Here is a 25,610-nt window from a genome sequence, read left to right as displayed (position 1 = left end):
CCTCGACGCGGGGTGGAGCAGCCCGGTAGCTCGTCAGGCTCATAACCTGAAGGTCACAGGTTCAAATCCTGTCCCCGCAACCAAACTTCAAACGCAAACGGCCCGCTCAACGCGGGCCGTTTGCGTTTTGAAGCCGCGCAGGCCATGGCACCTCGACATCAAAAGCCCGTTGACGTGCTCCCCTGAATATCCTGCAAGAGGCCACTAAAGGCCTCACGCCATGGCGACGCCGCGTGATCGCTTTCTCTCGGCCGCCGCGAGAAGATCGACGAAGGCGCGCACCTTGGCGGGCCGGAACCGGGCCGGTGGAAAGACGGCGTGGATGCCGCCTGTCGGTAAGCTCCAGTCGGCAAACACCGGCACCAGCCGCCCCTCGGCGATATCGTCGTTGACGCTGTAATCCGGAAATATGCCAAGCCCGATGCCGGCCAGCACGCAAGCCAGGGCAGCGGGGCTCTTGTCGCACATGATGATCGGATTGAGTTCGGTCAGCACCGTTTCAGCATCCCTGGAAAACAGCCATTGGCCGATGCCGCGCAACTGGGCGTTGCCGACCCAGGCCAGCGATCTTGACTGGCGCGGCGTCACATCGGGCGGCATGCGCGCTGCGAAACCAGGGCTTGCCACCACGGTCTGCCGTATTGTGCCCAGTCGCCGCGCCTGGTTCGAGGAATCGGCAAGCCAGCCGACGCGAATGCCGAGATCGATCTGCTCGTCCACCAGATTGCTCACCGCGTCGTCGAAGATCGCATCGACGCGCATATGCGGAAAGGCCCTGAGATAGGCCGCCATGACCGGGGCCACCATTTTGGCGCCGTAGTCGAGCGGCGCGGTCAGCCTCAGCGTTCCGCTCGGTTCGATCGCCCCTTGCGAGATTTCGCCATAGGCCGCCTCTGCTTCCCTCAGGATAATCATCGCGCGGTCATAGAACAGGCGGCCTTCTTCGGTCGGCGTGACACGCCGTGTCGTGCGCTGCAGCAGCGTTGCGCCCAATTCCTCCTCGAGCTTGCCGATCTGGTGGCTGACCACGGCCTTGGCGACGCCAAGTCGGTTGGCCGCCGCGGTGAACGAACCGGTTTCCATCACCGTGGTGAAGTAGGCGAGCCGATTGAGGTTCAGAAGTTCGGCCAAGGCGGCAGTCTTTGTATGATTGGATCAGACAGTTTGTATTATTGAGCGCTATTTTTCGCAAGACCTTCGTCTGCCACATGTGAGCCAAGGGGCATTCGCCCGCAGCCGGACCGAGGATGGCGATCATGAGCAATTCAGAAGTGACCTATCTGTTCGATCCGCTTTGCGGTTGGTGCTATGGCGCCACCCCGATGCTGGACAGATTGTCTGCCAGCGGCGTGCGCGTCGAGCTGCTGCCGACCGGCCTGTTCTCTGGCGCCGGCGCGCGTCCGATGGATGAAGGTTTTGCCGCCCATGCCTGGGCGAACGACCAGCGCATCGAGCGCCTGACCGGGCAATCGTTCACGCAGGCCTATCGGCACAATGTCCTCGATATCAGCGGCACGCTGCTGGACTCTCATGCCGCCGCGCTCGGCATCAGCGCCGCCGGCCTGGAGAATCCCAGCCGCCGGCTTGCCGCGCTGAAGACGATCCAGCGGGCGCGCTATGTCGACGGCAGCGATGTCGTGACGACCAGCGGTGTGGCCGAAGTGCTCGCCGCCGCCGGAATGGCGGACGCCGCTGAGATGCTCAAGGCGCCGACCGAAACATTGCTGACGGCCCACCGCGAGCTGGTCGGCCGAGGCCGCTCGCTGTTCCAGCGCCTGCATGCCGATGGCGTGCCTTCCCTCGTGGTCATCCGCAACGATGCGCCCCGGCTCATCGGTTCGAACGCACTGTTCGGCAGCTTCGACAATCTCGTCGCCCATATCGCGGCGGCCTGATCCCCAGAAAACCTCAACAAGGAAACTGAAAAGACATGGCAAAAGTCGCTCTCATTGGTGCATCCGGCGCAGTCGGTTCGCTCCTTCTCAAAGAACTCTCCGATCGCGGCCACACCGTCACCGGTATTGCGCGCAACCCGGAAAAGATCGCCGCACTCCCAGGCGTGATCGCCAGGAAGGGCGATGTCTTCGATAAGGAAGGTCTCGCTGACCTGATCCGCGGCCATGATGTGGTGATCAGTTCGGTGCATTTTCTCGACAGTGATGCCGACACGCTGATTGCGGCGGTGCGTGCCTCCGGAGTGAAGCGCTATCTCATCGTCGGCGGCGCCGGCAGTCTCGAAGTCGCGCCCGGCAAGCGGCTGGTCGATACCCCCGAATTCCCGGCGATCTACAAGGCCGAAGCGCAGAAGGGCGCCGACTTCTTGGACAGATTGAAGACGGTCGGCGACCTCGATTGGACGTTCCTGTCCCCGTCCGCCATGTTTGTCCCGGGCGAGCGTACCGGCACATTCCGCCTCGGCAAGGACACGCTTCTCGCCTCCGACAAGGGCAGCAGTATTTCGTTCGAGGACTATGCCATCGCCGTGGTCGACGAGATCGAGAAGCCGGCCCATATCAGGCAGCGCTTCACCGTCGGCTATTGATCGAACGGGTAGCGGCGGCCGAGTCTCAGTCGAGGCTGGCCGACGCCAGCCGCGTCAGCGCTTCGCGCACCCCGACGCGCCGGTAACTTTCCGTATGACAAGACCGTCCTATCTCGGTTCCTCGCGGCGGCGTTCGACAAAGCGCGTTCCCCACTGATCAGGTCGGGTTCGCGCTTGCGCAGTCATTCCTGATAGGACGGATCGACCTCCTTGGCCGGCTTGGCCGTCGTCGAAATCGAAGCCGGCCGGCTGTCGGTGTAGCGGGCCTACTGAGCTATCCGGCATCCCTGTCTGTCAGCGCGATATGACAGCAGCCGGAGCCGTGGCCCGGTGTCCAGGTGACATTGTCAAAACGAACGCCGGTCGCCTCGAACAGGCCGCGGTCGAAGGCGCCGGCTATGCGACAGAGCGTGGCAAGCCTTTGGTCACCAACTCCGGCTTCGACCCAGGCATCCTTCAGCGGGCAGCGTTTCACCTTGAAGGCGATGCGGTCGTCGCTGCGTTCGACATCGGTCGGATACATGCGGCCGCCGTCTGGACTGACGGCCAGGAAGGCTTCGCCGATCGCGCGCGCGTCATTGGGGCCGAAGCCGGCGAAGGCGGCTGCCGCCACTTCCTTGCCGCGTTGTTCGATGGCGCGGATCATGATCGCTTCGGCTTTGTCGGCGCCCAGTTCTCCACTCAGTTCCTCGAGCAACAGCCGGTAGAGATCGGCTCGGTTGCGAAAAGCGGAATCGAGTTCGCGCGACAGTTTCTCGGCTCTGGCTTCGGGATCGGTCATGTCGGGTCCTGTCGAATGATACGGTTGAGTCTTGGCACCGCGGCCACCAGCGCCTTGCCGATGGCCGATTGCGGCGCGTCGATGACGGTTCGGGCATCGCCGCTCTCGGCAACCTGGCCGGCGTCGAGAAGGACGACGCGGTGGGCGATCGCTCTGATGACGCCGAGATCATGTGAAATGAAGAGATAGGCAATCCGTTCCTGCCGTTGCAGGTCCAGCAAAAGATCGAGGATCTGTCCGCGCACCGAAACGTCGAGCGCCGAGACCGCCTCGTCGAGCACGATCAGCGACGGCTTCGTCGCGATCGCGCGCGCAATGGCTACGCGCTGCCGTTGGCCACCGGAGATCTCATGGATGGCGCGTGTGGCGAGGTCGGCGGTCAGCCCGACACGCTCCAGCAATTCGGCAACGCGGCGCGGGCGTTCGGAGCGTGAGGCGATGCCGTGGATGCGCAAGGGATCATCGAGCACACGCGCCACCGTGGCGCGCGGGTTGAAGGCTGCCAGCGGATCCTGGAATACCATCTGCAGGCGTGCGCGACGCGCTCTCAGCGCAGCCCCGCTCAAAGCCAGGAAATCATTGCCTTCGAAGTCGATGCGGCCAGCGTCCGGCTCGATCAGCCGCAGCACCAGCCGCGCGATGGTCGACTTGCCGCTGCCGGAAGGCCCGGCCAGCGCCAGCGTCTCGCCGGGGTCGATGTGAAAGGAGACATCGTCGATGGCAGCGATGGCCTTTTTGTCGCGACGGTAGCGTTTGGTGAGGTTGGACACCGTCAGCAGGCTCATGTCTGGAGCTCGGCTCGGTTCAGCAATGGCTTGGCGTCGAGCCCGATATGGGCGTCGAGCAGCGCGCGCGTGTAGGCTTGGCTAGGTGCATTGATAATCTGCGCCGTCGTGCCAAGCTCGACCAACCGGCCATGCCGGAAAACGGCGATGCGCTCCGCAAGCTCGGCCGCGAGCGCGATGTCATGGCTGATGAACAGCAGCGTCATGCCGTCCTCGGCCACCAGGCGCCGGATCAAAGCGACGATCTCCGCCTGTACGATGGTGTCGAGCGCGCTGGTCGCCTCGTCGGCGATCAGCAATTTCGGTCCGGCCGCAATGGCGGCGGCGATCGCGACACGCTGCTTCTGGCCACCCGAAAGCTGATGCGGGAAGGCTTGCAAGGCTGAGTCCGGGTCCGGCAGGCGGACGCGTTCGAGCAGGTGTCTTGCCTTCGCGTAGGCCTGTAGCCATGTGAGGCCGAGATGGGTGCGCGCGACTTCGGCGATTTGTTTGCCGATGGTCATAACAGGGTCGAGGCTGGCGGAGGGGTCCTGGAAGACGAAGCCGATGTCGCGACCGGGGAGGGGTATGTAGCTCTGTTTGAAGGGAGACTTTCGGACTTCGCGCTCTACGAGGCCCCCCTCTGTCCTGCCGGACATCTCCCCCTCAAGGGGGGAGATTGTGCCCTTATCTCTGCTTTCGCCAACTACGCTGGCAGTAGGGGAGGAACCGACAGTGGAACTGCCAATCTCCCCCCTTGAGGGGGAGATGTCCGGCAGGACAGAGGGGGGTGCCTTGGCACCAGCGGATTGCGACGATGGCAAAAACCAATCGATGCGGCCTCCAATACTGGCGCTTGCCGGCAACAGCCCCGCAATGGCCAGCGCCAGCGTGCTCTTGCCGGAGCCGCTTTCGCCGATGATGGCGAGGCGTTCGCCAGCGGCGATGTCGAGGCTGATACTCTTCAGCGCCGCCACCTCGCTGCCGTCTCGGCGGTAGGTCACCGTGAGGTCGCGGACCGTAGCCAGGGCGGTCACGAAAGGCCTCTCCTGACTGCTGTCGTCTCGACGATGCCTTCACCGGCGAGATAGACGCCGAGCACGGTCAGAACCAATGCTATGCCTGGGACGATCGACAGGAAGGGCGCGGTGCGCAAAACAGTGCGGCCTTCCGATATCATGCCGCCCCAGGTGACCCGGTTGGGGTCGCCGAGACCGAGGAAGGACAAGGCCGCTTCGGTGAGGATGGCGGCGGCGACGATCACCGACGACATCGCCAGCACCGGAGGCAAGGCATTGGGCAACACCTCGCGAAAGGCGATCGCCATAGGGTGCATGCCGATTACCCTCGCTCCGGCGACGTAGTCGCGTTCACGAATGGAGAGGACTTCCGCGCGGGCAACTCTGGACGGTCCGGTCCAGGTGCCGAGCGCGATGGCAATCACGACGACGCCGAGGGAAGGCCCGACGACGCTGACGAAGGCCAGCGCCAGCAGGAAACTCGGCACGGTCTGGAAGGCGTCGGTGATGCGCATCAGCACCTCGTCGACGAGGCCGCCGGCAAAGCCGGCCAGCGTGCCGATCACCGCGCCGACGACAAGTGCGGCCGCCGCTGCAGCGAGCCCGACGGCCAGCGATGTGCGGGCGCCGTGAAAGAGCTCGGCCAGCACGTTGCGGCCGAGCCGGTCGGTGCCGAGCGGCAACGACCAGTCCTGGAACGGCGGCAGCAGCGCCGGGCCGGCGATGGCCTGCGGATCGCCAGGGAACAGCAGCGACGCCGACAGCGCCATAGCAATCAGCGCCGCGAGGAGGATCGCACCAGCAACCGCCTCAGGCGCGCGCAGAAAGCGGCGGAGCGGGCTCATGCGCGGGCCTCGCTCGCGCCGACGCGCGGATCGAGGAAGGCATAGGCGATGTCGACGAGGAGGTTGATGACGATGACCAGGACGGCGCTGGTGAGGATAATGCCGAGCAGAAGCGGCGTGTCGCGGGAGGCGACCGCCTCTTGCGCCAGCCGGCCGAGGCCGGGCACGGAAAAGACGCTCTCGATGACGACGCTGCCGCCGAGCATCTGCGCCGATTGCAGGCCGAGCATAGTGACCAGCGGCAGTAGTGCGTTGCGGGCGACGTGGGCGAGAACGATGCGCCGGCGGGATAGCCCCTTGGCGCGGGCGGCCAAGACGAAATCCTGCCGCCAGACCTCGGCCATGCCGGCGCGCATCATACGCAGATAAAGCGCCAGATAGATGAAGCCGAGGGCAGAAACCGGCAAGACGAGATGGATAGCGATGTCGGCTGCACGGTCGAGCCCCGTCTTGTCCGAGGCCAGGGTTTCGATGCCGCCGATCGGCAGCCAGCGCAGGTCGACGGCAAAGACGACACTCAGCACCAGGCCGAGCCAGAAACCCGGTACGGCATAGAGCGCCAGCGAGCCGATCGACAGGAAGCGATCGCGGAAACTGCCTGGCCTCGCGCCGGCATAGATGCCGAGTGCCGAGCCCAGCCCGAAGGAAAGTGCGGTGGCGCTGACCATCAGCAGCAAGGTGTTGGGCAGGCGCTCCAGGATCACGTCGCGGATCGGTCGGGAGAACGTCACCGACTGGCCGAGATCGAGATGCAGCAGCGCCCAGAGATAGTTGGCGAGCCGCGTCAGCTCCGACTGGTCGAGGCCCCAGCGATGGCGCAACAGCTCGATCATGCCGGCGTCGCCGCCGGTCGACACGATATAGGCATCGACCGCGTCGCCGGGGGCTGCTTCGAGCAGCAGGAAGGTGCCGACGACGACGATCAGCAGCACGAAGATGCTGCCGATAAGGCGACGGCGGAGGAGGGTGAGGGCGCGGTTCATGGTAAAGACTTAACGCCGGCCTGGCCGTTAGAGGTGTGGTGTCTGGGCACCCCCCTCTGTCCTGCCGGACATCTCCCCCGCAAGGGGGGAGATTGGATGTCGTTGCTGCTTCCGCCAATCTCCGATGCGGTGACGCGGAAAGGGGGGTGCGGTTGGTGACGCTGCTGATCTCCCCCCTTGCGGGGGAGATGTCCGGCAGGACAGAGGGGGGTGTGAAGGAACGCGGCCTTAGGCCATGTCTCGACACCGATTTCCTCGCGAACTCTCATCCGCGCAAATGTGTCACGATTCCAGATAAGTGTCCGCCCAGTTCGACACCGCCCAACGCGGGTTGTTGGCAATATTCCCAACGGTGTCGCGGGCGACGCTGATAAAACTCCATTCGGCGACGTTGATCAGCGGCAGGTCGGCGGCCACCTCTTTCTGGAACTCCTTGTAGAGGTCGGTGCGGGCAGTGGTGTCGAGCGTCTCGGATGCCTTGGCGATGAGGGCATCGAGCGCGTCGTTCTTGTAGCCGCCCTGGTTGGAGAACGGCACGCCATCGGGAATACCGCTCTGCACCAGGATGGTCGTGGAGATCGCCGGGTCGCCACGGAACACCGGCGGGCCGACGGCGAGGTCGAAGGCATGATCGGTGTAGACGGCCTTGATGTGGGCGGCCAAGTCGTTGTTGACCAGCTCCGCGTCGATGCCGATGGCGGCGAGCGCCTGGCGCAGATAGTCGCCGAACTGCTTGGTCTCGTTGAAATAGGGCGCGGGCAAAAGCTTCAGCGAGAAGCGGTTGCCGTCGGCGCCTTTCTTGTAGCCGGCCTCGTCGAGCAGCGCGTTGGCCTTGGCGACGTCGAAGGCATAGGTGGGCACGTCGGCGGTGTAGAACTGCGGATCGTTCTTCGGCACCGGGCCGGTGGCGGCGGCGGCATAGCCGAGGAACACCGTCTTGACGACGAAATCCTTGTCGATGGCATGCGCGATCGCCTGCCGTACTTTCACGTCGGCCAATTCCTTGCGGCGATGGTTGATCTCGACGACGAGCTGATAGGTGAGCCCCTCATAGCCCTTGGAGATCACCTTCAGGCCCGGCACCTTGGAGATGCGGTCGAGATCGGCCAGCGGCACGGCGGAAAACGCTGCGAGCTGGATCTCTCCAGCCTCGAGCGCGCTCGCCGCGGATGTGCGATCCGGCAGCACCTGATAGATGATCTCGTCGAGATAGGGCTCATCCTTGCCCCAGTAATCGGTGTTCTTCGTCAACCGATAGTACTGGCCGGCCTTGTACTCGCCGAATTTGAACGGCCCGGTGCCGATCGGCGCGTTGTTGGCCGGGTTGTCCTCGATCTTGCCGATCTCGTAGATGTGCTTCGGCACAACGCTGCTCAACGCCGGCAGCGCGTTGCGGATCAGCTGGAACGGTGTCGGCTTGGCGAATTTGAACACGGCGGTGAGATCGTCCGGGGTGTCGACGCTGGCCAGATCCTTGAACACGGTACGGCCGAGGTTCTGCAGCGGCTTCCAGATCTGCAGCGCCGAGAAGGCGACGTCGGCCGAGGTGAACGGCTTGCCGTCATGCCATTTGACCCCGTCGCGCAGTTTGAACGTCGCCGAGAGCCCGTCGGCAGACCCTTCCCAGCTCAGCGCCAGCCGAGGAGCAAGCCCGTCCTTGCCGTCGAAGGAGGCCTCGGCCAGCGTTTCGACGATCTTGCTGGAGATGAAGAAGACGCCGTTGGAGGCGACGATCGCCGGGTTGAGGTTGCGCGGCTCGGAATCGGCGGCAAGCACCAGCCGGCCGCCCTTCTTCGGTGTCTGCGCCCAGCCTGATATCGGCATGGCGGTGGAGGCCAGCAGCATTGCCGAACCGGCAAGCATCGTGCGTCTCGAAATCGTGAAATCTGACATGATCGAACTCCGTCCTCTCCGCGACCCGACCGGGTGCGCCAACAACCCCTCAGACCCGGCAAGTCCGCCGGCATCCTTGCGGCGGCGATTATGGGCCTTGCCGAGGGTTTCGCCAGAGACGGAATTGGCGCATCCTCGCTTGGCTTTGAAATTTTCATCCGCTGGACCAGTTTGGTGGAAGGGGCTCAATTCGCTCCATCTGGTAAGACCAGAATGATCTGATATGCGACCAATGGTGGTACGGTGACATCGAACGGTGCTGTTTTTGCCATTTCTGGCTGGACCAGAGTGGGCGGAATGGTGCAGATTTGATGCAGGGCCATGGGATCGGGAGCGGAACAGCCGGCGATCCCGGGCAATTCAGGGAGAGAGAGATGAACATTGCTCCGGGCAAGAATGCCGTCGGCACTGTCCCGTTCGACCAGGCGCGGGTCGACCGGCTGATGGAGGAGGCCGGCATTGATGTGCTGCTCGCCACCTCCAAGCACAACACGCAGTATCTGCTGGGCGGCTACAAATTCATCTTCTTCGCCGCCATGGACGCGATAGGCCACAGTCGTTATCTGCCGATCGTCGTGTACGAAAAGGGCGGGCCGGACCATGCCGCCTATATCGGCAACCGCATGGAGAGTGGCGAGCACCAGAACAACCCGTTCTGGACGCCGACATTGCACGCCGCCTGCTGGGGCACGCTCGACGCCGCCAACCTCGCTGTCGAACATCTGCAGAAGATCGGTAAGGCCGGCGCTCGCATCGGCATCGAGCCGGGCTTCCTGCCGTCGGACGCCTATACACTGATCCGCAAGGCGCTGCCGGACGCCAAGCTGATCGATGCGACCGACATGCTCGAGCGCATGCGCGCTATCAAGACCGATGCCGAGTTGGAGAAGCTGCGCACGGCCTCCGAACTGATCACCGATTCCATGCTGGCGACGATCGCGTGGGCGCGCGAAGGCACGACCAAGAGCGAGATGATCGAGCAGCTGCGGCGCGAGGAGACCAATCGCGGCGCGCATTTCGAATATTGCCTGCTGACACTGGGCTCCAGCCACAATCGCGCCGCCTCGCCGCAAGCGTGGAACAAAGGCGAGGTGCTGTCGATCGATTCCGGCGGCAATTATCACGGCTATATCGGCGACCTCTGCCGCATGGGCATTCTGGGCGAACCGGATGCCGAGCTCGAGGATCTGCTGGCCGAGGTCGAGGCGGTACAGCAGGCGGCCTTCTCAAAGGTCAGAGCGGGCACGCTGGGCGGCGACATGATTTCGCATGCCGAAGGCGTCCTGAAGGCCTCGAAGGTCGCGGCCTACACGGATTTCTTCGCCCATGGCATGGGCCTGATCACGCATGAGGCGCCGTTCGTGATGACCAACCACCCGGTGACCTATGAGGGCACCTATGCGTCCAAGCCGCTGGAGAAGAACATGGTGCTGTCGGTCGAGACGACGATGCTCCATCCGACGCGCGGCTTCATCAAGCTGGAGGACACGTTGGCGGTGACGGATGCTGGTTACGTGATGTTCGGGGATCGGGGCAGGGGGTGGAACAGGGGCGCGACCGCCTAGCTGCTATTGAAGGGCGCTGCCCCCTCACCCGGATTGCCACCCGAATTGCGAAGTGCAATTCGGGGCAATCCGACCTCTCCCCGAGGGGAGAGGAGGGAGCCGGCGATGATGCTCGTCTCTTCTCCCCTCGGGGAGAAGGTGGCCGCGAAGCGGCCGGATGAGGGCGGCCTCCCAGCAAACGCGGGAACGGAAGAAAGATCACTGCCCCGCCGGAATCAGCCTGAAATCCGGCAGTTCGCGCAGAACCAGTTCCGGGCCGGCCGGCGAGTAGACGACAAAAAGCTGCATCGGCCCGTCACCGGTATTGAGCGTCGAATGAAAGCGGCTTTCCGGCACATAGATGGTGCAGCCGGGGCTGACTTTCTCGACCACCGGATTGCCCTTCTCGTCCTCGACCATCTGCTCACCATGGCCTGATATGACGAAGATGATTTCCTCGGCGCCCGGATGATTGTGGCGCGTGTGGCCCTTGCCGGACGGCAGGTCGACGACGCCGCCGGAAAAGCGCGTTGCGCCATTCACCTCGGGCGCCACCGTCAACGACAATTTTCCCCAGTCGAAGCCGAAGGCGCTGACGTCCTTCGGGTAGACAAACATCTTGCTCTTGTCGGTCATCTCATCACCCCTTCTTTTTTCTTCGTATTCCCGTCGCCGCCAAGCGTCACGGCCTTGAAATCCGCCGTCTGTCTTGCGATCGCGGCTTCCGCCGGCAGCCGTTCCATCGAGCTTGCGCCATAGAAACCGTGCAGGCCCTTGCAGCGGTCGAGGATGTAGCGGGCGTCGTCCGGCATCGAGATCGGGCCGCCATGGCAAAGCAGGATGACATCCTTGCGCACCGAACGCGCGGCGTTGGCGATGGCGTCGATCTCGAGCACGCAATCATCAAGCGACTTGGCCGATGTGGCGCCGATCGAGCCGCCTGTGGTCACGCCCATGTGGGCGACGACGATGTCGGCTCCGGCCTTTGTCATGGCGCGGGCCTCGTCGGGATTGAAGACATAGGGCGTGGTCAACAGATCGAGCTTGCGCGCCTCGGCGATCGTGTCGACCTCGAGCCCGAAGCCCATGCCGGTTTGCTCGAAGCTTTGCCGCATCTGGCCGTCGAACAGGCCGATGGTGGGAAAGTTCTGCACGCCGGAAAAGCCCATGGTCTTCAGCTCGGCCAAGAGCAGCGGCATGATGACGAAGGGATCGGTGCCGTTGACGCCGGCCAGCACCGGCGTCTTCTTGACCACAGGCAAAACCTCGTAGGCCATTTCCTTGACGATCTCATTGGCATTGCCATAGGCGAGCAGGCCAGCGGCCGAGCCGCGGCCGGCCATCCGGTAGCGGCCGGAATTGTAGATGATGATGAGATCGATGCCGCCAGCCTCCTCGGCCTTGGCCGACAGGCCGGTGCCGGCGCCGCCGCCGACGATCGGCACGCCCTTGTCGATCATTCCCCTGAATCTCTTCAGTATGTCCTTGCGCGGTATGGCGGGCATGTCTTGAATCTCACTGTCTGGCGATGTCGAGAAAAGCTGCGACCGCGGCCACGGCGAATTCCGGGTCGTTAATGTGGAGTGGAAGGCGCTTCACGCGCCGGGTGCCATTTGGCTTGATGGTGCGCTCGATGGCTTCGAACAGCACGGCGTCGGCTTCCGGATCAAAGAAGGCCCCGCCTTCGATGTCGAGCGCCGAGACGCCCTTTTCAGGGATGAGGAAATGCACCGGCCCCTCGCTGCGGGCGAGCCTGCCGCCGATCCATTCGCCGATCGCGCGGCATTCCTGCGCCGTGGTGCGCATCAGCGTGACGTTAGGATTGTGTTCGTAGAACAGCCGACCGTGATAGTGCTCCGGAATGGTCGAAGGAGCCCAGAAGTTCACCATGTCGAGCGCGCCGACCGAACCGACATAAGGCAGCCTGGTGCGGGCGATCGCTCCGAAACGATCCTCCGTCGCCGGTAAAACACCGCCGAACAAGAGATCGCAGACCTCGGTCGTGGTGATATCGATGACGCCGGACAGCAGGCCACTGTCGGCCAGCTTCTCCATGCTGCGGCCGCCAGTGCCGGTGGCGTGGAAGACCATGCAGTCATAGGCCGAACGGAGTTGGTCGGCGATCGCGGTTACGCAAGGCGTGGTGACGCCGAACATGGTGAGGCCGATCGACGGCTTGCCGTCGGGCGGTGGCGCCGGCGTTGCCGCCATGCCCGATATCGCCTGGGCGGCATTGTGCAGGATGACGCGGGACAGCCGGTTCAGTCCGGCCATGTCGGTCACCGCAGGCATCATGATGATGTCGGAAACGTCGACGTAAGGCGCGGTATCGCCGGAGGCGAGCGTCGAAACCATGATTTTGGGCAGGCCGAGCGGCAGGGCACGCATGCCCGACGTGATGATCGAGGTGCCGCCGCCACCGCCAATGCCGATCATGGCGGCGATATCGTTTCGCGATTGGGCAAAGCGGGCAAAGGCGATGCCCATCGCGGCGACCGCGGCGCCACGGTCATTGCCGCCGAGCACGGCGTCACGGCCGTCGGGATGATGGCCGGCAATTTCCTTTGCGGTGATGTCGACGGGAACTGTTGCTTCGCGTGTTCCGACATCGACGCGGGACACCGCGGCACCGGTGGCGGCGATCGCATCGGCCAGGAAGGCGAGTTCCTCACCTTTGGTGTCGGCGGTGCCCACCACATAGATGCGCTTCATCGCGTTTCCCCGCCGGCTGCTTGCCCGACCTTCCGGCAAGCGAAGGCCATTGCAAATTTTTGAGACGCGCGTATCGTATTGATATGGATGTCTCACGTCAACAATCCACAGCGAGCGACAGCACTGAGCCGGGAAACGGCCAGGCGATAGAGCGCGGGCCGCGCGCGCGCACGAAACGACTGATGCTGGAGACGGCGACGAGGCTGATGCAGGCGGGCGTCACGCCCTCGGTCAGCGAAGTCGCCGAGGCGGCACAGGTTTCCCGTGCCACCGCCTACCGGTATTTCCCGAGCCAGGCAGCACTGGTGCAAGCGGTAGTCGACGAGGGGCTAGGGCCAATCCTCACCTGGCAATCGACCTCCGCGGATGCGGAGCGCCGGGTCGCCGATCTGTTCGACACGGCCATGCCGCGCATCGAGGCCTTCGAGGCGACGTTCAAGGCAGCGCTGAAGCTGTCGCTCGATCAGTGGGCGCGGCGTCAGGCCGGCACGCTGGACGGCGAGCCGGCTTTCACGCGTGGTCACCGCATCGACTTGCTGAAACAGGCGATCGCACCGCTCAAGGGCCGTTTGCCGCCGCGCGAATTCAAGCGGCTGGCGCAGGCGCTGTCGCTGATCTTCGGCGTCGAGGTGCTGATCGTGCTCAAGGATATCTGGGGGTTGGACAGTCGCCGGACGATGTCGGTCGCGCAATGGGCGGCCGGCGCGCTGGTGCGTGCGGCGGTCGCGGAGTCGGAAGGCAGCGACGGCATTAAAGTACAGGTCTTGTCGGTGGGATAGCGTAAATCTGGTTCGACCAGATTTATTTTCCGACGATTCGATATTTCTGTTGGATCCAAATGTAGGTACAAGCTTTCCGAGCCTGTTGAAACGAAAAAGAAGGAAAAATATAGGGATAGGCGAGAAGATGGAAGATTCCGATTGGCGGCTACGCTCAAGAAAAGCGCTTGACGGGCGTCGGGAATTGGTAATACCAGATGAAGAAGAAAGGGCGGATCAGGAATGACAGCCGCAGTCGATTTCGGCAGGGCGAGGAGGATCATACGGATGGCGCGTGTTCCGTCCGCACGAGGTGGCGCATCGTGACGCAGGCGTCGCCTGGTGCCGGCAACGGCATTGCGCTCCGCCTCGACAGGGTTAGCAAGACCTATGGATCCGTGCGGGCCGTCCACGACCTGAGCTTCGCCGTCGACGAAGGCCGCTTCTTCGTCCTTTTCGGGCCGAGTTCGGTCGGCAAAACGACGACGTTGCGCACGATTGCGGGTCTGGTGCCGCCCGACAGCGGGACTGTCGAGATCGGCGGCAAGGACGTGACCCGCGCGCCGATCATGGGCCGCGGCATCTCGATGGTATTCCAGTCCTTTGCGCTCTATCCGCACCTCAACGTCTACGACAATTTCGCCTATCCGCTGCGCGAGGAAAAAACCGCGCGCGGCGAGATCGACAAGCGGGTGAATGAGACCGCCGAGATCCTCAAGCTGACGCACCGGCTGAGGGCCAAGCCGGCGACCCTGTCCGGCGGCGAGCAGCAGCGCGTCGCGCTCGGCCGCTCGCTCATCCGCCGGCCGAAGATTCTCCTCCTTGACGAGCCGCTCACCAACCTCGATGCCAAGCTTCGCCACGAGACGCGCGCCGAGCTGAAGCGGCTGCACCGCCAGTTCGGCATGACCGTGATCTATGCCACGCCCGATGAGCTAGAGGCGCTGTCGATGGGCGAGGAGATCGCGGTGATGCGCGACGGCAGCATCGTCCAGATCGGTACGCCGGACGAACTCTACGAGCGGCCCGTCCATGCCTATGTCGCCAGCAAGATCGGCTCGCCGCATATGAATCTGTTCAAGGCTTCGGTGCGGGCCGACGCCAAATCTTTCGACACGCCGCTCGGCACTCTGGTTCCGGCGGCGCCATGCAAGACCGCCAATGCCGGCGAGGCGGTGCTGATCGGCATTCGCCCGAGCGACATCCGGCTCGCCGCCAAGGGCGAAGCTGCGGTCGCCTCGAAGGTGCATCTGCTCGAGCCGCTCGGCGACATCACCATCGTCTCGGTCGAGGCGGGCGGCGAAATGTTGCGCATGGTGCTGCCGGAAGCGACCGCCGCCAGCATCAGGACTGGCGATTCGGCATCAATCGCCATCGACAGCAGGAAAATCCACGTCTTCGACGCCGCGAGCGGCCAGGCAATGACCTGACGCGAACGGCGAGAAGTAATCCGGTTTACCAAAGGGAGGAAACCCGAATGACCGCGATGACGAAAGTGAAAGGGCTAGCGACAGCCGCCAGCTTCGCTGCCACGCTACTGGTGGGGGGCGTGACCTATGCCTCTGCCGACGAGGTGAAACTGACGATGGTCGGTCCCGATTGGCCGCCAATGCGCATCATGAAGAAGTTCTTCGACGAGCAATACAAGCCAGCTTCCGGCAACAAGGTGACGCTTGATATCGACTTCATTCCGTGGCCGGATTTCTATACCCGTGTCAATGCGTCTCTTACATCTGGTGAACAGAAGTACAATTTCGCTGTGTCGGATTCTCAGTGGCTTGGAGCGTTTATTGAGGGGGGCTATTTCCGCAAGATCAATGATCTGATCGACGCCGACCCGGAACTGAAGGCCACAATGGACTCTATGCATCCGGCGATTGTGAATGCCTATTCAACCTATCCGAACTCGACGCCGAACTACTATGGTTTCCCGCAGTTCCCGGACGTGCTGGTCACCTACGCCCGCAAGGACGTGATCTGCGACGAAGGCGAGCAGGCCGCCTTCAAGGCGAAGTACAATGAGAAGCTGCCCTGCACCGGCGAAGAACTCGACAACATGGACTGGAACACGTTCGCGCATGTTGGCGAATTCTTCCAGCGCAAGAAGGGCGACAAGCTCGCCGGCCAGGTGCTGGATGACGATTTCTACGGCATCGCCTATCAGGCCGGCAAAGGCTATGACTTCTCGACGAGCTCGGTCCACTCGTTTGTCTGGCAGCATGGCGGCGGCATCTGGGATGAAACGAAGGCACCGACGGGACATGCCGAAGGCGTCGTGAACTCGGCGAAGTCCATCGAGGGCATGGACCATTTCATGAGCATGCTCAAGTGGATGCCCCCGGTGGTCAAGACTGGCACCATGGACATCTTCGTCTCCGACCAGTTGTTCCGTGAGGGCAAGGTCGCCATGAACGTCGACTGGATCGGCCTCGGCGAAGCCTCGCTCGATCCCAAGACCTCGAAGGTTGCCGACAAGTTGGTGTTCGGAATGGCGCCGGGCCTGCGCGGCGCCGACGGCAAGATCAATCGTACGTCACAGATCGGCGGACAGCCTTTCGTGCTGACCACCTGGACAACGGACGCGCAGATCAAGGAAGCGGTCGGCTTCGTCAAGTGGTGGCTCTCGCCCGAGATCCAGCACCAGTTCGCCGCGGCTGGCGGTCAGTCGGCTATCACCTCCGTGTACACCGATCCAAAATACGTGACCTACCGTCCGTGGAACCGCGCCTGGGCAAACTCGCTCGACTGGCAGAAGGATATGTGGCACGTGCCGCAGTTCTTCGAGATGCTCACCCAGCAGCAGGACCAGTACGATCTTGCCATCACCGGCAAGCAAGACGCCAAGACCACCATGAATAATGTCGCCAAGTTCCAGGAGGACCTCCTGAAGAACGCCGGCCTGATCCAGTAACTCTCCAACAAATCTGCGGGGAGCGGCAAAGCCGCTCCCCGTCACTGTAACGTCAGACGCTCCACATTCCGGACTCCCATGACCGCTGCTTCACACTCCCTGCCGGCACCACTGTTCACCGCGGTTGTTGCTCACAACTGGAAACTCGCCATCGCCGTCGCCGTCGTCGTCTCGGCCATATCGATCGCGGTCTTGCCGGCGGCACTATCCTTCTGGGTGGTGGGCGTGACGGCGACGTTGGTCGCGGCCGCATTTACCGTCAACGCGTATCGGCGCCACTACTTCGGCGCCCTGCTGGTTGCCCCGGCGATCGCCGTTCTGTTCGTGATGAATATCTTCCCCCTGCTGTGGTCGCTGGGCCTTTCGTTCTTCGCCTATCAGGCCAACCAGCAGACGATCCGATTTATCGGCCTCGGAAATTACGCCCGGATTCTCACCAACGATCTCGCCGCCAACGCGACCTGGAGCGCGCTGATCAATACCGCGATGTTCGTGGTGTTCACCGTCTCCGCGCAGATGATCGTCGGCTTTTTGCTGGCCATCCTGTTCTCCAAGCAATTCCCGCTGCGCAAGTATCTGTTGATCCTGGTGCTGACGCCGATGATGCTTTCGGTTGTCGCCTCCGGCGTGTTCTTCACCTACTACTACGACCCGACCTTCGGCATCCTCAGCTACGTCATCAATTCGATCGCCGGCGACCAGTTCATCCTGATGAGCACCAAGGTCGGTGCGGTGACGGGAATCGTTTTCGCCGACGCGTGGATGTGGTCGCCCTTCGTCATGCTCCTTGTCCTGGCGGGCCTCGTATCGGTGCCGAAATACCTCTATGAGGCGGCCGCCATCGACCGTGTGTCGCGATGGCGGCAGTTCTGGATGATCACCTTCCCCTACATCCGCGGCCTTCTTATGCTGGCCCTGCTGTTCCGCACGATCGAGGCCTTCAAGCTGGCGGATCTGGTCATCCTGCTCACCAAGGGGGGCAACGACACGCTGACGATTTCCTATCACCTGATCCGCATCGCCAACGAGCAGAACAAGACGAGCGAGGGCGCGGCGATCTCCTATCTGATGCTTTTCATGGTGATTGTTCTCACCAACCTCTACCTTTACCTCGCCAACCGCCGCACGCTGGGAGCCTGACCTGTGGCCGAATCGATATGGGGAAAGCTCGGCCTGCGTAGGGCGAGCGGTGTGGACAAAGCCGGCTGGGGGCGGACGCTCGGCGTGGCCGTCGTCGCCTTTATCTATTTTCTGCCGGTGCTGTTCATCATATTCACCGCCTTCAAACCGCAGGGCGACGCGCTCCTCGTCCCGCCGACGCTATCGCCCACCTCGCTGTTCGGTTTGATTCCAGACCATTTTGTCTTCACGCCGACGCTCGAAAATTTCGGGTCCGTGTTCTCGCGCTCGATGACCCCGGGCGGCGCCCCCGAAGCGACGGGGTTCGATCGTTACTTCTTCAATTCGATCTTCATCGCGTCGGTGTCGGTGCTGCTCGCCCTCGCCATCGGCACCCTCGCGGCCTTCGGCTTCTCGCGCTATCCGCTGAAAGGCAACGACACCTACCTGTTCATCATCCTGACCACGCGCATGCTGCCGGCGATCGTGGTGATCATTCCCGTGATCCTGATGTTCCGCGTGGTGGGCCTGTCGGGTTCATATTTCGGCATCATCATGCTCTACACCGCCTTCAATCTTGCCTTCACCATCTGGATGATGAAAAGCTTCTTTGACGAATTGTCGCCCGACGTCGAGGATGCGGCCCGCATCGACGGATCCTCTGGAATCCGGGTGTTCTTCAAGATTGCCCTTCCCCAGGTCATCGCCGGCCTCGCCGCGACGTTTGTGTTTGGCCTGATCCTCACCTGGAACGAGTTCCTGTTCGCCCTGTTGCTGTCGGGACCCGACACGCGGACGGTCCCGGTTGCCATGAACCAGGCCGTGTCTTCGGGCGGACGCGGCACCGATTGGACCTTGCTTGCCGCCATTGAAACCCTGTTTCTCATTCCCGTGTTCCTGGTCACCTTCTTCCTGCAAGACCATCTGTTGCGCGGCGTCACCTTCGGCACGGTGAAGCGCTGACATGTCAACCATCGAACTCCGTAAAGTCACCAAGCGCTTCGGCTCCTTCACGGCGGTCAGGGACGTCGACCTGTCGGTGGCTGCCGGCGAGGTCGTCTGCCTTCTCGGCCCGTCCGGCTGTGGCAAGACGACTACCCTGCGCGTGATCGCCGGGCTCGAAAGCGTCTCAGGCGGCGAGGTCGTCCTCGCCGGCAGGGTGATGAACAACCTGCCGCCCGAAAAGCGCGACATCGCAATGGTGTTCCAATTTTACGCCCTCTACCCGTCGGCGTCGGTCGGAGAGAACATCGCCTTCCCGCTCTACCATGACGGCATTTCCGCGGCTGCCCGCACTGCCCGCGTCAACCGCGTCGCGGCGATCCTGCACCTGGAGCAAGTCCTCGACAGGCTGCCCAGCCAGATATCCGAAGGTGAAAAGCAGCGCGTCGCCATGGCCCGCGCCATCGTCCGCGATCCCAATTGCTTCCTCTTCGATGAGCCGTTGTCGCGTCTTGATGTCGAGCTCCGCCAGACCATGCGTGGCCAGATCAAGGAGGTGCTGCAAGGCCTATCCAAAGCGACCGTGATCGTCACCCACGACCAGCTCGAAGCCCTGACCATGGCCGACCGCATCGCCATCATGAGGGACGGCCTGATCGAGCAAGTGGGCTCACCGCACGAAGTGTTCGCCAAGCCCGCCAATGTTTTTGTGGCGAGCTTCATCGGTACGCCGCAGATGAATCTTCTGGAGGCCGACCTCAAGACGTTCGCCGATGGCATGGCCGACATGACCGTCGCCGGCAATACCCTGGCGATCACCACCGACGCGGCCGTCGAGCACCTGCGGCCCGGAAAGGTAACGATCGGCATCCGCCCCCGTGCCTTCACCGCAACCGACGCGGCAGACCGCGGCACCATCGCCGCCCAGGCCGAACTCATCGAGCCCATGGGCGCCGAAACCCTTATTCATGCCCGCACGGCCATGGGCGGCGACATCCGCGTCGTGGTGCCACGCAGCCAGCGGGTCAAGATCGGCGAGGCTCTGAACCTGCGCCCCGATCCCAGGCAAACCCACGTCTTCGATGATGCCGGAAGGGCGGTGCGGTCATGAGCGACAGTTCTTCCGGCATCAGCCCCGCCGGCGCGTTTCGCCTCGAGGTCTTCATTATCGGCCTCGGTGTCCTGGCGCTGGTGCTGATCTTCCAGCCTTTTTCTATCGGGCTGTACGCGGTCGGCAGCGGTCTCGTGGTGCTCGCCGGACTCGTCAACAACCTGCTGCCGTTGGCCGAGCCAGGCGTCAAGCCACGCAGCGTAGTGAAGGTTGCGCTGGTGGTGGCGATGATCTTCTGCATTGTGCTGCTGGTTTCGATGACGGTAGCCCATCTCTACGGCGCCTTCTTCCTCAAGCCGCCGGACCCCAATACGATCGGCGGCAAGGCGCAGCTCGCCACGCCGCCGTTCTACAAGCAGGTTTTCGTGTGGGAAGTTGCCGCCGCGACAGTGATTCTCGCGGCGATCGTCACGGTTCTCAACAAGACTACGAGATGATCAGCAGCTGACGCTATCCGGCAGGTCGCGTTTGCGCCGGTCCGCGCCGGTCGGTGTGCGTCGCCCTCTCAACTCTCACGCCGTCATCCTCCGGCTTGACCGGAGGACCTGACGCCGAGATCAAGGATCGCGTCGACCGTGCCGCCCGAACGCTGCGGATTGAGCATCTGCTCGACCGCAAGACCGACAAGCTGTCAGGCGGTGAGATGCAGCGCGTATCGATCGGCCGCGCCATCGTGCGCAAGCCACGCGTGTTCTTGATGGACGAGCCGCTGTCGGCGCTTGACGCCAAGCTGCGCGAGGCGCTGCGCACGGAACTGAAGAACCTGCAGATGCAGCTCGGCGCCACGTTCCTGTTCGTCACCCATGACCAGATCGAGGCGATGTCGATGGGCGACAAGGTCGGCGTGCTCAACCATGGCCGCATCGTGCAGACGGGTACGCCGCACGAGATCTACAACAATCCGCGCGATACCTATGTGGCGAGCTTCGTTGGCTCGCCGCCGGCCAGGACCGATGTTGCGATCGAGCAATCGGTGCGTTTCGCCTGGAACCCGGACAAGGTGGTGCTGTTCGATAAGGGCAGCGGCGTCAGCTTGCGGCACGCTGTGTGAACTCCAGCTGGAGCGGGTGTTGGAGGCAGCTCAGCCGGCCTGGCGGATAGCAGTCTGTTCCTCGGCGCGAAGGTGGCCGGGCGCCGAGCCGATGACGCGTTTGAAGGCGCGGCTGAAGGCGGCATCCGATTCGTAACCGAGACGCCCGGCAACGACGGAGATTTTCATCCGGTCGCGGATCAGCCATTGTCTCGCCTGATGCAGCCTGACCTGGGTGACATATTTTGCCGGCGTTCCTCCAACGACGGTGGCGAAGCGCTCGGCAAATCCCGATCGCGAGGCGCCCATCATCCGGGCCAGGGACTCAACCGTCCAGCCGTGGTTCGGCTCGAGATGGATGGCGGCCAGCACGCGGCCGATTTCGCGGTCCCTGACTGCGGCGATCCATCACGGCAGCCGCGTTCGACCCATGAGCGGATCACCGTGGCGGCAAGCACGTCGGCCAGCCGCGCCAGGATGCCGCCGGAGCCGACGTGCTCTTTGGCGGCCTGCTGGTCGACCATGCCGGCGTGGCCACTGCCTTCGCCTATTGCGGCGCGGCGACACTGCTGGCGGCCGTCGTGGTGTTCCTGCGCGGTCCGAAACGCGCCGAATAGCTTCCTATTGCCAGGACCAAGCCTCCCCGACGCCGCGCATCGGCCCGATAACCATCACGGTTTCGAGCCGCTGCCGTTCTGATGGCGGCGGCAAAGCTGCCGTTGACACAAGGCGCCGGCGGCGGGTTCAGACAGCGCGCCCGTCGAAGTCGAATATCGACAGGGTAGAGGGATCGAGATTTGCGACGCAGTTGATGTTGACGTAGGCATTGCGGTCACCGTCTTCACGGACATCCTCTGCAAAGGGATGGATGCCGCAAGTGCGACAGAAGCGGTGCGCGATGGCATGGTTGCCGAATGTGTAGGTGCCGAGATCGTCGCCCCAAGCCAGCACCTGCAAGGTTTCGTGCGGGATGGCGCACAAGAGGGCGCCTTTGCGCGCGCATATCGAGCAATTGCACCGCACGGCCCCGGTCAGTTTGGCCTTGAATTCAAGCGTGACCTTTCCGCAGTGACAGCTACCCTTATAGAGCATCGGTGTCTTCCTTCCGTTCGGCAGGGGTGCAAAACCGTCCGCGCCGGGTTAAGTCTCGGCAAGCCATGCCGCTGCACTAAGGACGTTCGAGGCGTCTGGAGTCCGACACCGAAATGCAATCAGTCCGGGATCATCTGGAAATCATCCTCGCGCGCCTTGCCGCCCGTGCCGGTGAAGAGCGCGTGTTCACCAAGGTTTATGCGGAAGTCGCACGAGCGGCGGCTGACGCCAGCGATGCCCGCAAGCGGGCGGGGGTGAAGCTCGGACCGCTCGACGGCACCATTGTCTCGATCAAGGATCTGTTCGATGTCGCCGGCGAAGCGACCACGGCCGGTTCGCTGATGCGCAAGACCGCCGCGCCTGCACTGCTCGACGCCGCGATCGTCAGCCGGCTGCGGCAGGCCGGCGCTGTCATAATCGGCAAGACCAACATGACCGAATTCGCGTTCACCGCGATCGGTGACAACCAGCATTTTGGCACGCCCGGCAATGCCGTTGACGCCAGCCGCATACCCGGCGGATCCTCCTCGGGCGCCGGCGTTTCCGTCGGTGAGGCGACGAGCGAGATATCGATCGGTTCCGACACCGGTGGTTCGGTACGCATTCCGGCATCGCTCAATGGCGTGGTCGGCTTCAAGCCGACGGCGCGGCGTGTGCCGCTGACCGGTGCCTTCCCGTTGTCCGCCACGTTGGACTCGATCGGGCCGCTTGCCAGAACCGTCGCTCAGTGTGCCGCTGCCGACGCCGTGATGGCCGGCGAGATACCGACCGCGCTGGCGCAGATTGCTCTTAGGGGGCTTCGTATTGGCATCCCGCGCGGCATTCTTTTCGAAGAGACGGAAGGCGAGGTGACGACCGCGTTTGACCACTACCTTGGCAAGATCGAGCAGGCAGGCACGCAGGTCGCAGACCTGCCGATCGACGATCTGCTTGGAGAGATGCGCGCGGCCACCAAGCGCGGTTCGATCGCAGCGATGGAGGGTGCCGAAGTGCATGCCGACTGGTTGGCGACGGGAGCGTCGGTGCCTGTCGACCCGCACGTCAGCGGGCCTCTGTCACGGGCAGCAATGCTGCCGACGCCTGTCTATATCAGGGCGATACGCCGTCGTGCAGCGCTCGCCGCCGCCATGGATGAGCGGCTGGCATCGCTCGATGTGCTGGTCTTGCCGACCACACCTGTGATGGCGCCGACCATCGCTTCGATGGCCGGAGATGCCGAACTGCGCGACCGCATCGAAGGCCTGCTGCTGCGCAACACACAGGTCGCCAACCAGTTCGACCTCTGCGCGATCTCGCTGCCTATGCCGCGCACGGCGCTGCCTGCCGGATTGATGCTTGCGGCGCGCAGCGGCCATGACCGGCGTCTGTTGCGGATTGCTGCTGAAATTGAGTCGCTGCTTGGCTCGTGACCGGAGCTGGACCGACGATCAGTGCGACGAACAGTGCTTGCGTTCACTATCCTTGGCGGTCCGTACGATGCGGGTCGCGACCAGCCAGGGGAGGGTGTATTCCTTGCCGGTGACGGTCTGGGTGCGTTGCTCGATCGATCCCCTGACGACGATCTTTCCGGCATAAAGCGCGTCGGAGAGATCCGTTATCGCCTTGTCGGCCTGCGGCAATCCGCTGGGGTCGATCGCCACGCCCTTGACGATCGTGCCGGTGCCAAGGTCAAGCGCGCTGCTCGATGGGCACGGCGCCTTGAAGCAGCGCAGCCCGTTATCGCAATAGACGTAGCTGCTCTGGGCCTCCGCAAATGACGGCAAGACGCAGAGTGAAGACGCGGCAACGGTCAGACATTTGAGGCGAAGGCCGAACATAGTTCTCAGCGTCTCCGAGAATTGGGGCGAAACCGCGATGCTTCAGCTGTCGGCCGGAAACCGCCGCCGGTAGTGATCGACCACTTCGGGGTTGCGCAGGTTGACCGGCAATTTGCCCGCCAGCACCAGCAAGGCTTCGCCCGCCGCGCCAATGCCCATCCGCATCATCGACTCCTCGGTGATGCCGGCCATATGCGGAGTGATGATGACATTGTCGAAGCTGAAATAAGGATGATTTGACGGCAGCGGCTGCGTCGTAAAGACATCGAGCGCAGCGCCGCCAATCCGGCGCTTCCGCAAGGCTTCGATCAGTGCGTCGTCGTCGACGACCGGTCCGCGCGAGACGTTGATCAGCAACGCATGCGGCTTCATGCGCGCGATCCGCTCGCGGTTGATCAAGCCGCGCGTCTCCGGCGTCAGCGGGCAGCACAGAACGATGATGTCGCTCTGCTCGACCAGGGCATCGATCGACAGGAAGCCGACCTTCTCCGGCGCCGGCTGCATGCTGCGCGTCGTTGCCACCACATTCAGGTCGAAACCGTGCGCCGCAATGTGGCCGACAGCCTGGCCGACGGCACCAAGGCCGACGATGCCGATCGTCTTGCCGGCGAGTTCGCTGTTGGCGTTGGCGTGCTCGCGGCCGGCGAGCCAACCTCTTGCCCGCAGGTCGCGGTCGACGACGCGGAAGTTGCGCAGCAAGGCAAGGGCCACGAACATGACGTGTTCCGCCACCGAGCGCGCGTTGACCGCCGGCACGTTCGCCACCAGCACGCCGGCGGCTGTCGCAGCTTCCATCGGGATCATGTCGAGCCCGGCGCCATGGCGGATCGCCGCCCGCAGCTTCCAGGCGCCCTCGAACAGCGCCGGCGGCAGCGGCGCGCGGACGATGACGATGTCGGCATTCCTCGCCTCGGCGGCCAGCGTGGCTGGATCGATGGCAGAAGCGACGACGAGTTCGCCGGCGCCGGCCAGCATGGCCGAGGCGCGCTGATGTAGCGGGTGTGTCGTGAGGATGCGGGCCATGTCGATCAGGCTTTTTCGAGCGCCGGGCTTTGCGGTTGCTCGCCATGGCCCTCGATCAGCCCCTTCCAATAGCTCTCGGCGCCCTGCAGATGGGCGCTCATCAGCGCCTGGGCGAGATTGCCGTCGCGGCGCAGCAGCGCCTCATAGATCTGGATGTGCTCGGCGTGCGAGCGCACGCTGCGCTCCAGATCGTTGAAATAGATTGGCAGGCGCTGTTCGCCCATCATGTAGTAGACGCTGCAGACATTGTGGAAGACGCTGTTCTTGGTGGCACGCACGATCTCGAGGTGGAATTCGCGGTCCTCCTTGGCGAGGCCTTCGCCCGCCGCGATGCGCTTTTCCGAAGCTTTCAGGATTTCGCGCAGTCGCTCGAAATTCTCCTCGGTGGCGCGCGAACAGGCTAGCTCGGCCGCCTTGATCTCGTGGATCTTGCGCAGTTCGACCGTCTCGTAGATCTGGATCGGGTCGAGCGGCAGGCCGGCGCGCGCAAAAAGCGCCATGGCTTCGACGCTGGCCTGCTTGGTGTCGATATAGATGCCGGACTTGGCGCGGCGCTCGACGATGCGCATGGCCTCGAGGATGGCGAGCGCCTCGCGGATCTGGCCGCGGCTGACGCCGAAATGCTCCGCCAGTTCGCGTTCCGACGGCGTTCGGCCGGTCTCCTTGTCCGAATGGGAGAACAGGTAGGCGGCGAGTTCCGCAAGAAGGTTCTTTTCTTTCATCT

The 25,610-nt window shown here is 63.4% G+C and carries 26 protein-coding genes, 1 tRNA gene and 2 pseudogenes; 14 read left to right on the top strand and 15 right to left on the bottom strand.

Annotated features, from left to right (window positions below; all coding sequences use genetic code 11):
* The first annotated feature begins 6 nt into the window (after positions 1 to 6).
* Positions 7 to 83: transfer RNA gene (locus NKJ90_RS01860), tRNA-Met, on the top strand.
* 130 nt (positions 84 to 213) lie between these two features.
* Here the strand turns inward: NKJ90_RS01860 and NKJ90_RS01855 are convergent.
* Positions 214 to 1,131, bottom strand: coding sequence for a LysR family transcriptional regulator (locus NKJ90_RS01855; protein WP_023760848.1), 918 nt, complete (start codon positions 1,129 to 1,131; stop codon positions 214 to 216).
* A gap of 125 nt (positions 1,132 to 1,256) precedes the next feature.
* Between NKJ90_RS01855 and NKJ90_RS01850 the strand changes: the two genes are divergently transcribed.
* Positions 1,257 to 1,895: a DsbA family protein gene (locus tag NKJ90_RS01850; protein WP_023760847.1), complete on the top strand. Its 639-nt coding sequence runs from the start codon at positions 1,257 to 1,259 to the stop codon at positions 1,893 to 1,895.
* A 35-nt stretch (positions 1,896 to 1,930) separates the two neighbouring features.
* A complete protein-coding gene (locus NKJ90_RS01845) occupies positions 1,931 to 2,542 on the top strand; it encodes an NAD(P)-dependent oxidoreductase (protein ID WP_023760846.1) in 612 nt (203 codons plus the stop codon).
* 274 nt (positions 2,543 to 2,816) lie between these two features.
* On the opposite strand, the gene NKJ90_RS01840 is transcribed toward NKJ90_RS01845, so the two are convergent.
* From NKJ90_RS01840 to NKJ90_RS01815, 6 genes are all read right to left on the bottom strand, one after another.
* The gene (locus tag NKJ90_RS01840; protein WP_023760845.1) at positions 2,817 to 3,323 is read right to left on the bottom strand and encodes an L-2-amino-thiazoline-4-carboxylic acid hydrolase; all 507 of its coding nucleotides are present in this window, start codon (positions 3,321 to 3,323) and stop codon (positions 2,817 to 2,819) included.
* Positions 3,320 to 4,108, bottom strand: a complete 789-nt coding sequence (locus tag NKJ90_RS01835; protein ID WP_023760844.1) for an ABC transporter ATP-binding protein — start codon at positions 4,106 to 4,108, stop codon at positions 3,320 to 3,322. Before NKJ90_RS01835 ends, NKJ90_RS01840 begins: the two co-directional genes overlap by 4 nt.
* Entirely contained in the window at positions 4,105 to 5,124 is a 1,020-nt protein-coding gene (locus NKJ90_RS01830; RefSeq protein WP_031260688.1) for an ABC transporter ATP-binding protein, read from the bottom strand. The genes NKJ90_RS01835 and NKJ90_RS01830 overlap by 4 nt, the downstream gene beginning before the upstream one ends.
* Positions 5,121 to 5,951, bottom strand: a complete 831-nt coding sequence (locus NKJ90_RS01825; RefSeq protein ID WP_023760842.1) for an ABC transporter permease — start codon at positions 5,949 to 5,951, stop codon at positions 5,121 to 5,123. The genes NKJ90_RS01830 and NKJ90_RS01825 overlap by 4 nt, the downstream gene beginning before the upstream one ends.
* A complete protein-coding gene (locus NKJ90_RS01820; RefSeq protein ID WP_023760841.1) occupies positions 5,948 to 6,934 on the bottom strand; it encodes an ABC transporter permease in 987 nt (328 codons plus the stop codon). Before NKJ90_RS01820 ends, NKJ90_RS01825 begins: the two co-directional genes overlap by 4 nt.
* Before the next feature lie 282 nt (positions 6,935 to 7,216).
* Positions 7,217 to 8,827, bottom strand: a complete 1,611-nt coding sequence (locus NKJ90_RS01815) for an ABC transporter substrate-binding protein (RefSeq protein WP_023760840.1) — start codon at positions 8,825 to 8,827, stop codon at positions 7,217 to 7,219.
* Between the two features lie 374 nt (positions 8,828 to 9,201).
* On the opposite strand from NKJ90_RS01815, the gene NKJ90_RS01810 reads away from it, so the two are divergent.
* Entirely contained in the window at positions 9,202 to 10,392 is a 1,191-nt protein-coding gene (locus NKJ90_RS01810) for a M24 family metallopeptidase (RefSeq protein ID WP_023760839.1), read from the top strand.
* A 198-nt stretch (positions 10,393 to 10,590) separates the two neighbouring features.
* Here the strand turns inward: NKJ90_RS01810 and NKJ90_RS01805 are convergent, their stop codons facing one another.
* Genes NKJ90_RS01805 through NKJ90_RS01795 form a run of 3 tightly spaced genes read right to left on the bottom strand, consistent with a single transcriptional unit; the run spans position 10,591 to position 13,083 of the window.
* Positions 10,591 to 11,007: a cupin domain-containing protein gene (locus NKJ90_RS01805; protein WP_023760838.1), complete on the bottom strand. Its 417-nt coding sequence runs from the start codon at positions 11,005 to 11,007 to the stop codon at positions 10,591 to 10,593.
* Positions 11,004 to 11,876, bottom strand: coding sequence for a phosphoenolpyruvate hydrolase family protein (locus NKJ90_RS01800; protein WP_352485581.1), 873 nt, complete (start codon positions 11,874 to 11,876; stop codon positions 11,004 to 11,006). The genes NKJ90_RS01805 and NKJ90_RS01800 overlap by 4 nt, the downstream gene beginning before the upstream one ends.
* A 10-nt stretch (positions 11,877 to 11,886) precedes the next feature.
* Entirely contained in the window at positions 11,887 to 13,083 is a 1,197-nt protein-coding gene (locus NKJ90_RS01795) for a Tm-1-like ATP-binding domain-containing protein (RefSeq protein WP_023760836.1), read from the bottom strand.
* An 83-nt stretch (positions 13,084 to 13,166) separates the two neighbouring features.
* On the opposite strand from NKJ90_RS01795, the gene NKJ90_RS01790 reads away from it, so the two are divergent.
* From NKJ90_RS01790 to NKJ90_RS01755, 8 genes and pseudogenes are all read left to right on the top strand, one after another.
* A complete protein-coding gene (locus NKJ90_RS01790; protein ID WP_023760835.1) occupies positions 13,167 to 13,862 on the top strand; it encodes a TetR/AcrR family transcriptional regulator in 696 nt (231 codons plus the stop codon).
* Between the two features lie 302 nt (positions 13,863 to 14,164).
* On the top strand, positions 14,165 to 15,271 hold the full coding sequence (locus NKJ90_RS01785; protein WP_050589569.1) for an ABC transporter ATP-binding protein: 1,107 nt from the start codon (positions 14,165 to 14,167) through the stop codon (positions 15,269 to 15,271).
* Between the two features lie 47 nt (positions 15,272 to 15,318).
* Positions 15,319 to 16,752, top strand: a complete 1,434-nt coding sequence (locus NKJ90_RS01780; protein WP_023760833.1) for an ABC transporter substrate-binding protein — start codon at positions 15,319 to 15,321, stop codon at positions 16,750 to 16,752.
* Between the two features lie 78 nt (positions 16,753 to 16,830).
* A complete protein-coding gene (locus tag NKJ90_RS01775; RefSeq protein WP_031260686.1) occupies positions 16,831 to 17,892 on the top strand; it encodes a carbohydrate ABC transporter permease in 1,062 nt (353 codons plus the stop codon).
* 3 nt (positions 17,893 to 17,895) lie between these two features.
* Complete coding sequence (locus NKJ90_RS01770) at positions 17,896 to 18,834, top strand: carbohydrate ABC transporter permease (protein ID WP_050589568.1); 939 nt, start codon at positions 17,896 to 17,898, stop codon at positions 18,832 to 18,834.
* A 1-nt stretch (position 18,835) separates the two neighbouring features.
* Positions 18,836 to 19,924, top strand: coding sequence for an ABC transporter ATP-binding protein (locus NKJ90_RS01765; RefSeq protein WP_023760830.1), 1,089 nt, complete (start codon positions 18,836 to 18,838; stop codon positions 19,922 to 19,924).
* Entirely contained in the window at positions 19,921 to 20,361 is a 441-nt protein-coding gene (locus tag NKJ90_RS01760) for a hypothetical protein (protein WP_023760829.1), read from the top strand. Before NKJ90_RS01765 ends, NKJ90_RS01760 begins: the two co-directional genes overlap by 4 nt.
* Before the next feature lie 80 nt (positions 20,362 to 20,441).
* Positions 20,442 to 20,975, top strand: a pseudogene (locus NKJ90_RS01755) (ABC transporter ATP-binding protein); the annotation flags it as partial.
* 30 nt (positions 20,976 to 21,005) lie between these two features.
* On the opposite strand, the pseudogene NKJ90_RS01750 reads toward NKJ90_RS01755, so the two are convergent.
* A pseudogene (locus tag NKJ90_RS01750) lies at positions 21,006 to 21,451 on the bottom strand (helix-turn-helix transcriptional regulator); the annotation flags it as partial.
* On the opposite strand from NKJ90_RS01750, the gene NKJ90_RS01745 reads away from it, so the two are divergent.
* Positions 21,449 to 21,571, top strand: a complete 123-nt coding sequence (locus tag NKJ90_RS01745) for a hypothetical protein (protein ID WP_023760826.1) — start codon at positions 21,449 to 21,451, stop codon at positions 21,569 to 21,571. The pseudogene NKJ90_RS01750 and the gene NKJ90_RS01745 sit on opposite strands and share 3 nt — an antisense overlap.
* Before the next feature lie 127 nt (positions 21,572 to 21,698).
* Here the strand turns inward: NKJ90_RS01745 and NKJ90_RS01740 are convergent, their stop codons facing one another.
* Complete coding sequence (locus NKJ90_RS01740) at positions 21,699 to 22,046, bottom strand: GFA family protein (RefSeq protein WP_023760825.1); 348 nt, start codon at positions 22,044 to 22,046, stop codon at positions 21,699 to 21,701.
* 113 nt (positions 22,047 to 22,159) lie between these two features.
* Between NKJ90_RS01740 and NKJ90_RS01735 the strand changes: the two genes are divergently transcribed.
* Complete coding sequence (locus NKJ90_RS01735; RefSeq protein WP_352485579.1) at positions 22,160 to 23,455, top strand: amidase; 1,296 nt, start codon at positions 22,160 to 22,162, stop codon at positions 23,453 to 23,455.
* An 18-nt stretch (positions 23,456 to 23,473) separates the two neighbouring features.
* On the opposite strand, the gene NKJ90_RS01730 is transcribed toward NKJ90_RS01735, so the two are convergent.
* From NKJ90_RS01730 to NKJ90_RS01720, 3 genes are read right to left on the bottom strand one after another with little or no spacing between them, the layout of a single operon-like run.
* The gene (locus tag NKJ90_RS01730) at positions 23,474 to 23,863 is read right to left on the bottom strand and encodes a hypothetical protein (protein WP_023760824.1); all 390 of its coding nucleotides are present in this window, start codon (positions 23,861 to 23,863) and stop codon (positions 23,474 to 23,476) included.
* Positions 23,864 to 23,905: 42 nt separating this feature from the next.
* On the bottom strand, positions 23,906 to 24,886 hold the full coding sequence (locus tag NKJ90_RS01725) for a hydroxyacid dehydrogenase (RefSeq protein WP_023760823.1): 981 nt from the start codon (positions 24,884 to 24,886) through the stop codon (positions 23,906 to 23,908).
* A gap of 5 nt (positions 24,887 to 24,891) precedes the next feature.
* On the bottom strand, positions 24,892 to 25,608 hold the full coding sequence (locus NKJ90_RS01720; protein WP_023760822.1) for a FadR/GntR family transcriptional regulator: 717 nt from the start codon (positions 25,606 to 25,608) through the stop codon (positions 24,892 to 24,894).
* Between the last annotated feature and the right edge of the window lie 2 nt (positions 25,609 to 25,610).

Source organism: Mesorhizobium sp. M0051 (assembly GCF_040323235.1).
In the GTDB taxonomy this organism is placed as follows: Bacteria; Pseudomonadota; Alphaproteobacteria; order Rhizobiales; family Rhizobiaceae; genus Mesorhizobium.
The sequence above is the reverse complement of the archived record's forward strand: the minus strand, read 5'-3'. Positions and strand labels throughout refer to the sequence as shown.

Bases quoted from the DNA above. Each gene is read 5' to 3' on its own strand.
- NKJ90_RS01850 (WP_023760847.1), top strand. From the start codon at position 1,257: ATGAGCAATTCAGAAGTGACCTATCTGTTCGATCCGCTTTGCGGTTGG.
- NKJ90_RS01765 (WP_023760830.1), top strand. From the start codon at position 18,836: ATGTCAACCATCGAACTCCGTAAAGTCACCAAGCGCTTCGGCTCCTTC.
- NKJ90_RS01720 (WP_023760822.1), bottom strand. From the start codon at position 25,608: ATGAAAGAAAAGAACCTTCTTGCGGAACTCGCCGCCTACCTGTTCTCC.
- NKJ90_RS01790 (WP_023760835.1), top strand. From the start codon at position 13,167: ATGGATGTCTCACGTCAACAATCCACAGCGAGCGACAGCACTGAGCCG.
- NKJ90_RS01730 (WP_023760824.1), bottom strand. From the start codon at position 23,863: ATGTTCGGCCTTCGCCTCAAATGTCTGACCGTTGCCGCGTCTTCACTC.
- NKJ90_RS01775 (WP_031260686.1), top strand. From the start codon at position 16,831: ATGACCGCTGCTTCACACTCCCTGCCGGCACCACTGTTCACCGCGGTT.
- NKJ90_RS01820 (WP_023760841.1), bottom strand. From the start codon at position 6,934: ATGAACCGCGCCCTCACCCTCCTCCGCCGTCGCCTTATCGGCAGCATC.
- NKJ90_RS01845 (WP_023760846.1), top strand. From the start codon at position 1,931: ATGGCAAAAGTCGCTCTCATTGGTGCATCCGGCGCAGTCGGTTCGCTC.
- NKJ90_RS01805 (WP_023760838.1), bottom strand. From the start codon at position 11,007: ATGACCGACAAGAGCAAGATGTTTGTCTACCCGAAGGACGTCAGCGCC.
- NKJ90_RS01835 (WP_023760844.1), bottom strand. From the start codon at position 4,108: ATGAGCCTGCTGACGGTGTCCAACCTCACCAAACGCTACCGTCGCGAC.
- NKJ90_RS01815 (WP_023760840.1), bottom strand. From the start codon at position 8,827: ATGTCAGATTTCACGATTTCGAGACGCACGATGCTTGCCGGTTCGGCA.
- NKJ90_RS01735 (WP_352485579.1), top strand. From the start codon at position 22,160: ATGCAATCAGTCCGGGATCATCTGGAAATCATCCTCGCGCGCCTTGCC.
- NKJ90_RS01825 (WP_023760842.1), bottom strand. From the start codon at position 5,951: ATGAGCCCGCTCCGCCGCTTTCTGCGCGCGCCTGAGGCGGTTGCTGGT.
- NKJ90_RS01800 (WP_352485581.1), bottom strand. From the start codon at position 11,876: ATGCCCGCCATACCGCGCAAGGACATACTGAAGAGATTCAGGGGAATG.
- NKJ90_RS01740 (WP_023760825.1), bottom strand. From the start codon at position 22,046: ATGCTCTATAAGGGTAGCTGTCACTGCGGAAAGGTCACGCTTGAATTC.
- NKJ90_RS01810 (WP_023760839.1), top strand. From the start codon at position 9,202: ATGAACATTGCTCCGGGCAAGAATGCCGTCGGCACTGTCCCGTTCGAC.
- NKJ90_RS01760 (WP_023760829.1), top strand. From the start codon at position 19,921: ATGAGCGACAGTTCTTCCGGCATCAGCCCCGCCGGCGCGTTTCGCCTC.
- NKJ90_RS01780 (WP_023760833.1), top strand. From the start codon at position 15,319: ATGACCGCGATGACGAAAGTGAAAGGGCTAGCGACAGCCGCCAGCTTC.
- NKJ90_RS01795 (WP_023760836.1), bottom strand. From the start codon at position 13,083: ATGAAGCGCATCTATGTGGTGGGCACCGCCGACACCAAAGGTGAGGAA.
- NKJ90_RS01725 (WP_023760823.1), bottom strand. From the start codon at position 24,886: ATGGCCCGCATCCTCACGACACACCCGCTACATCAGCGCGCCTCGGCC.
- NKJ90_RS01840 (WP_023760845.1), bottom strand. From the start codon at position 3,323: ATGACCGATCCCGAAGCCAGAGCCGAGAAACTGTCGCGCGAACTCGAT.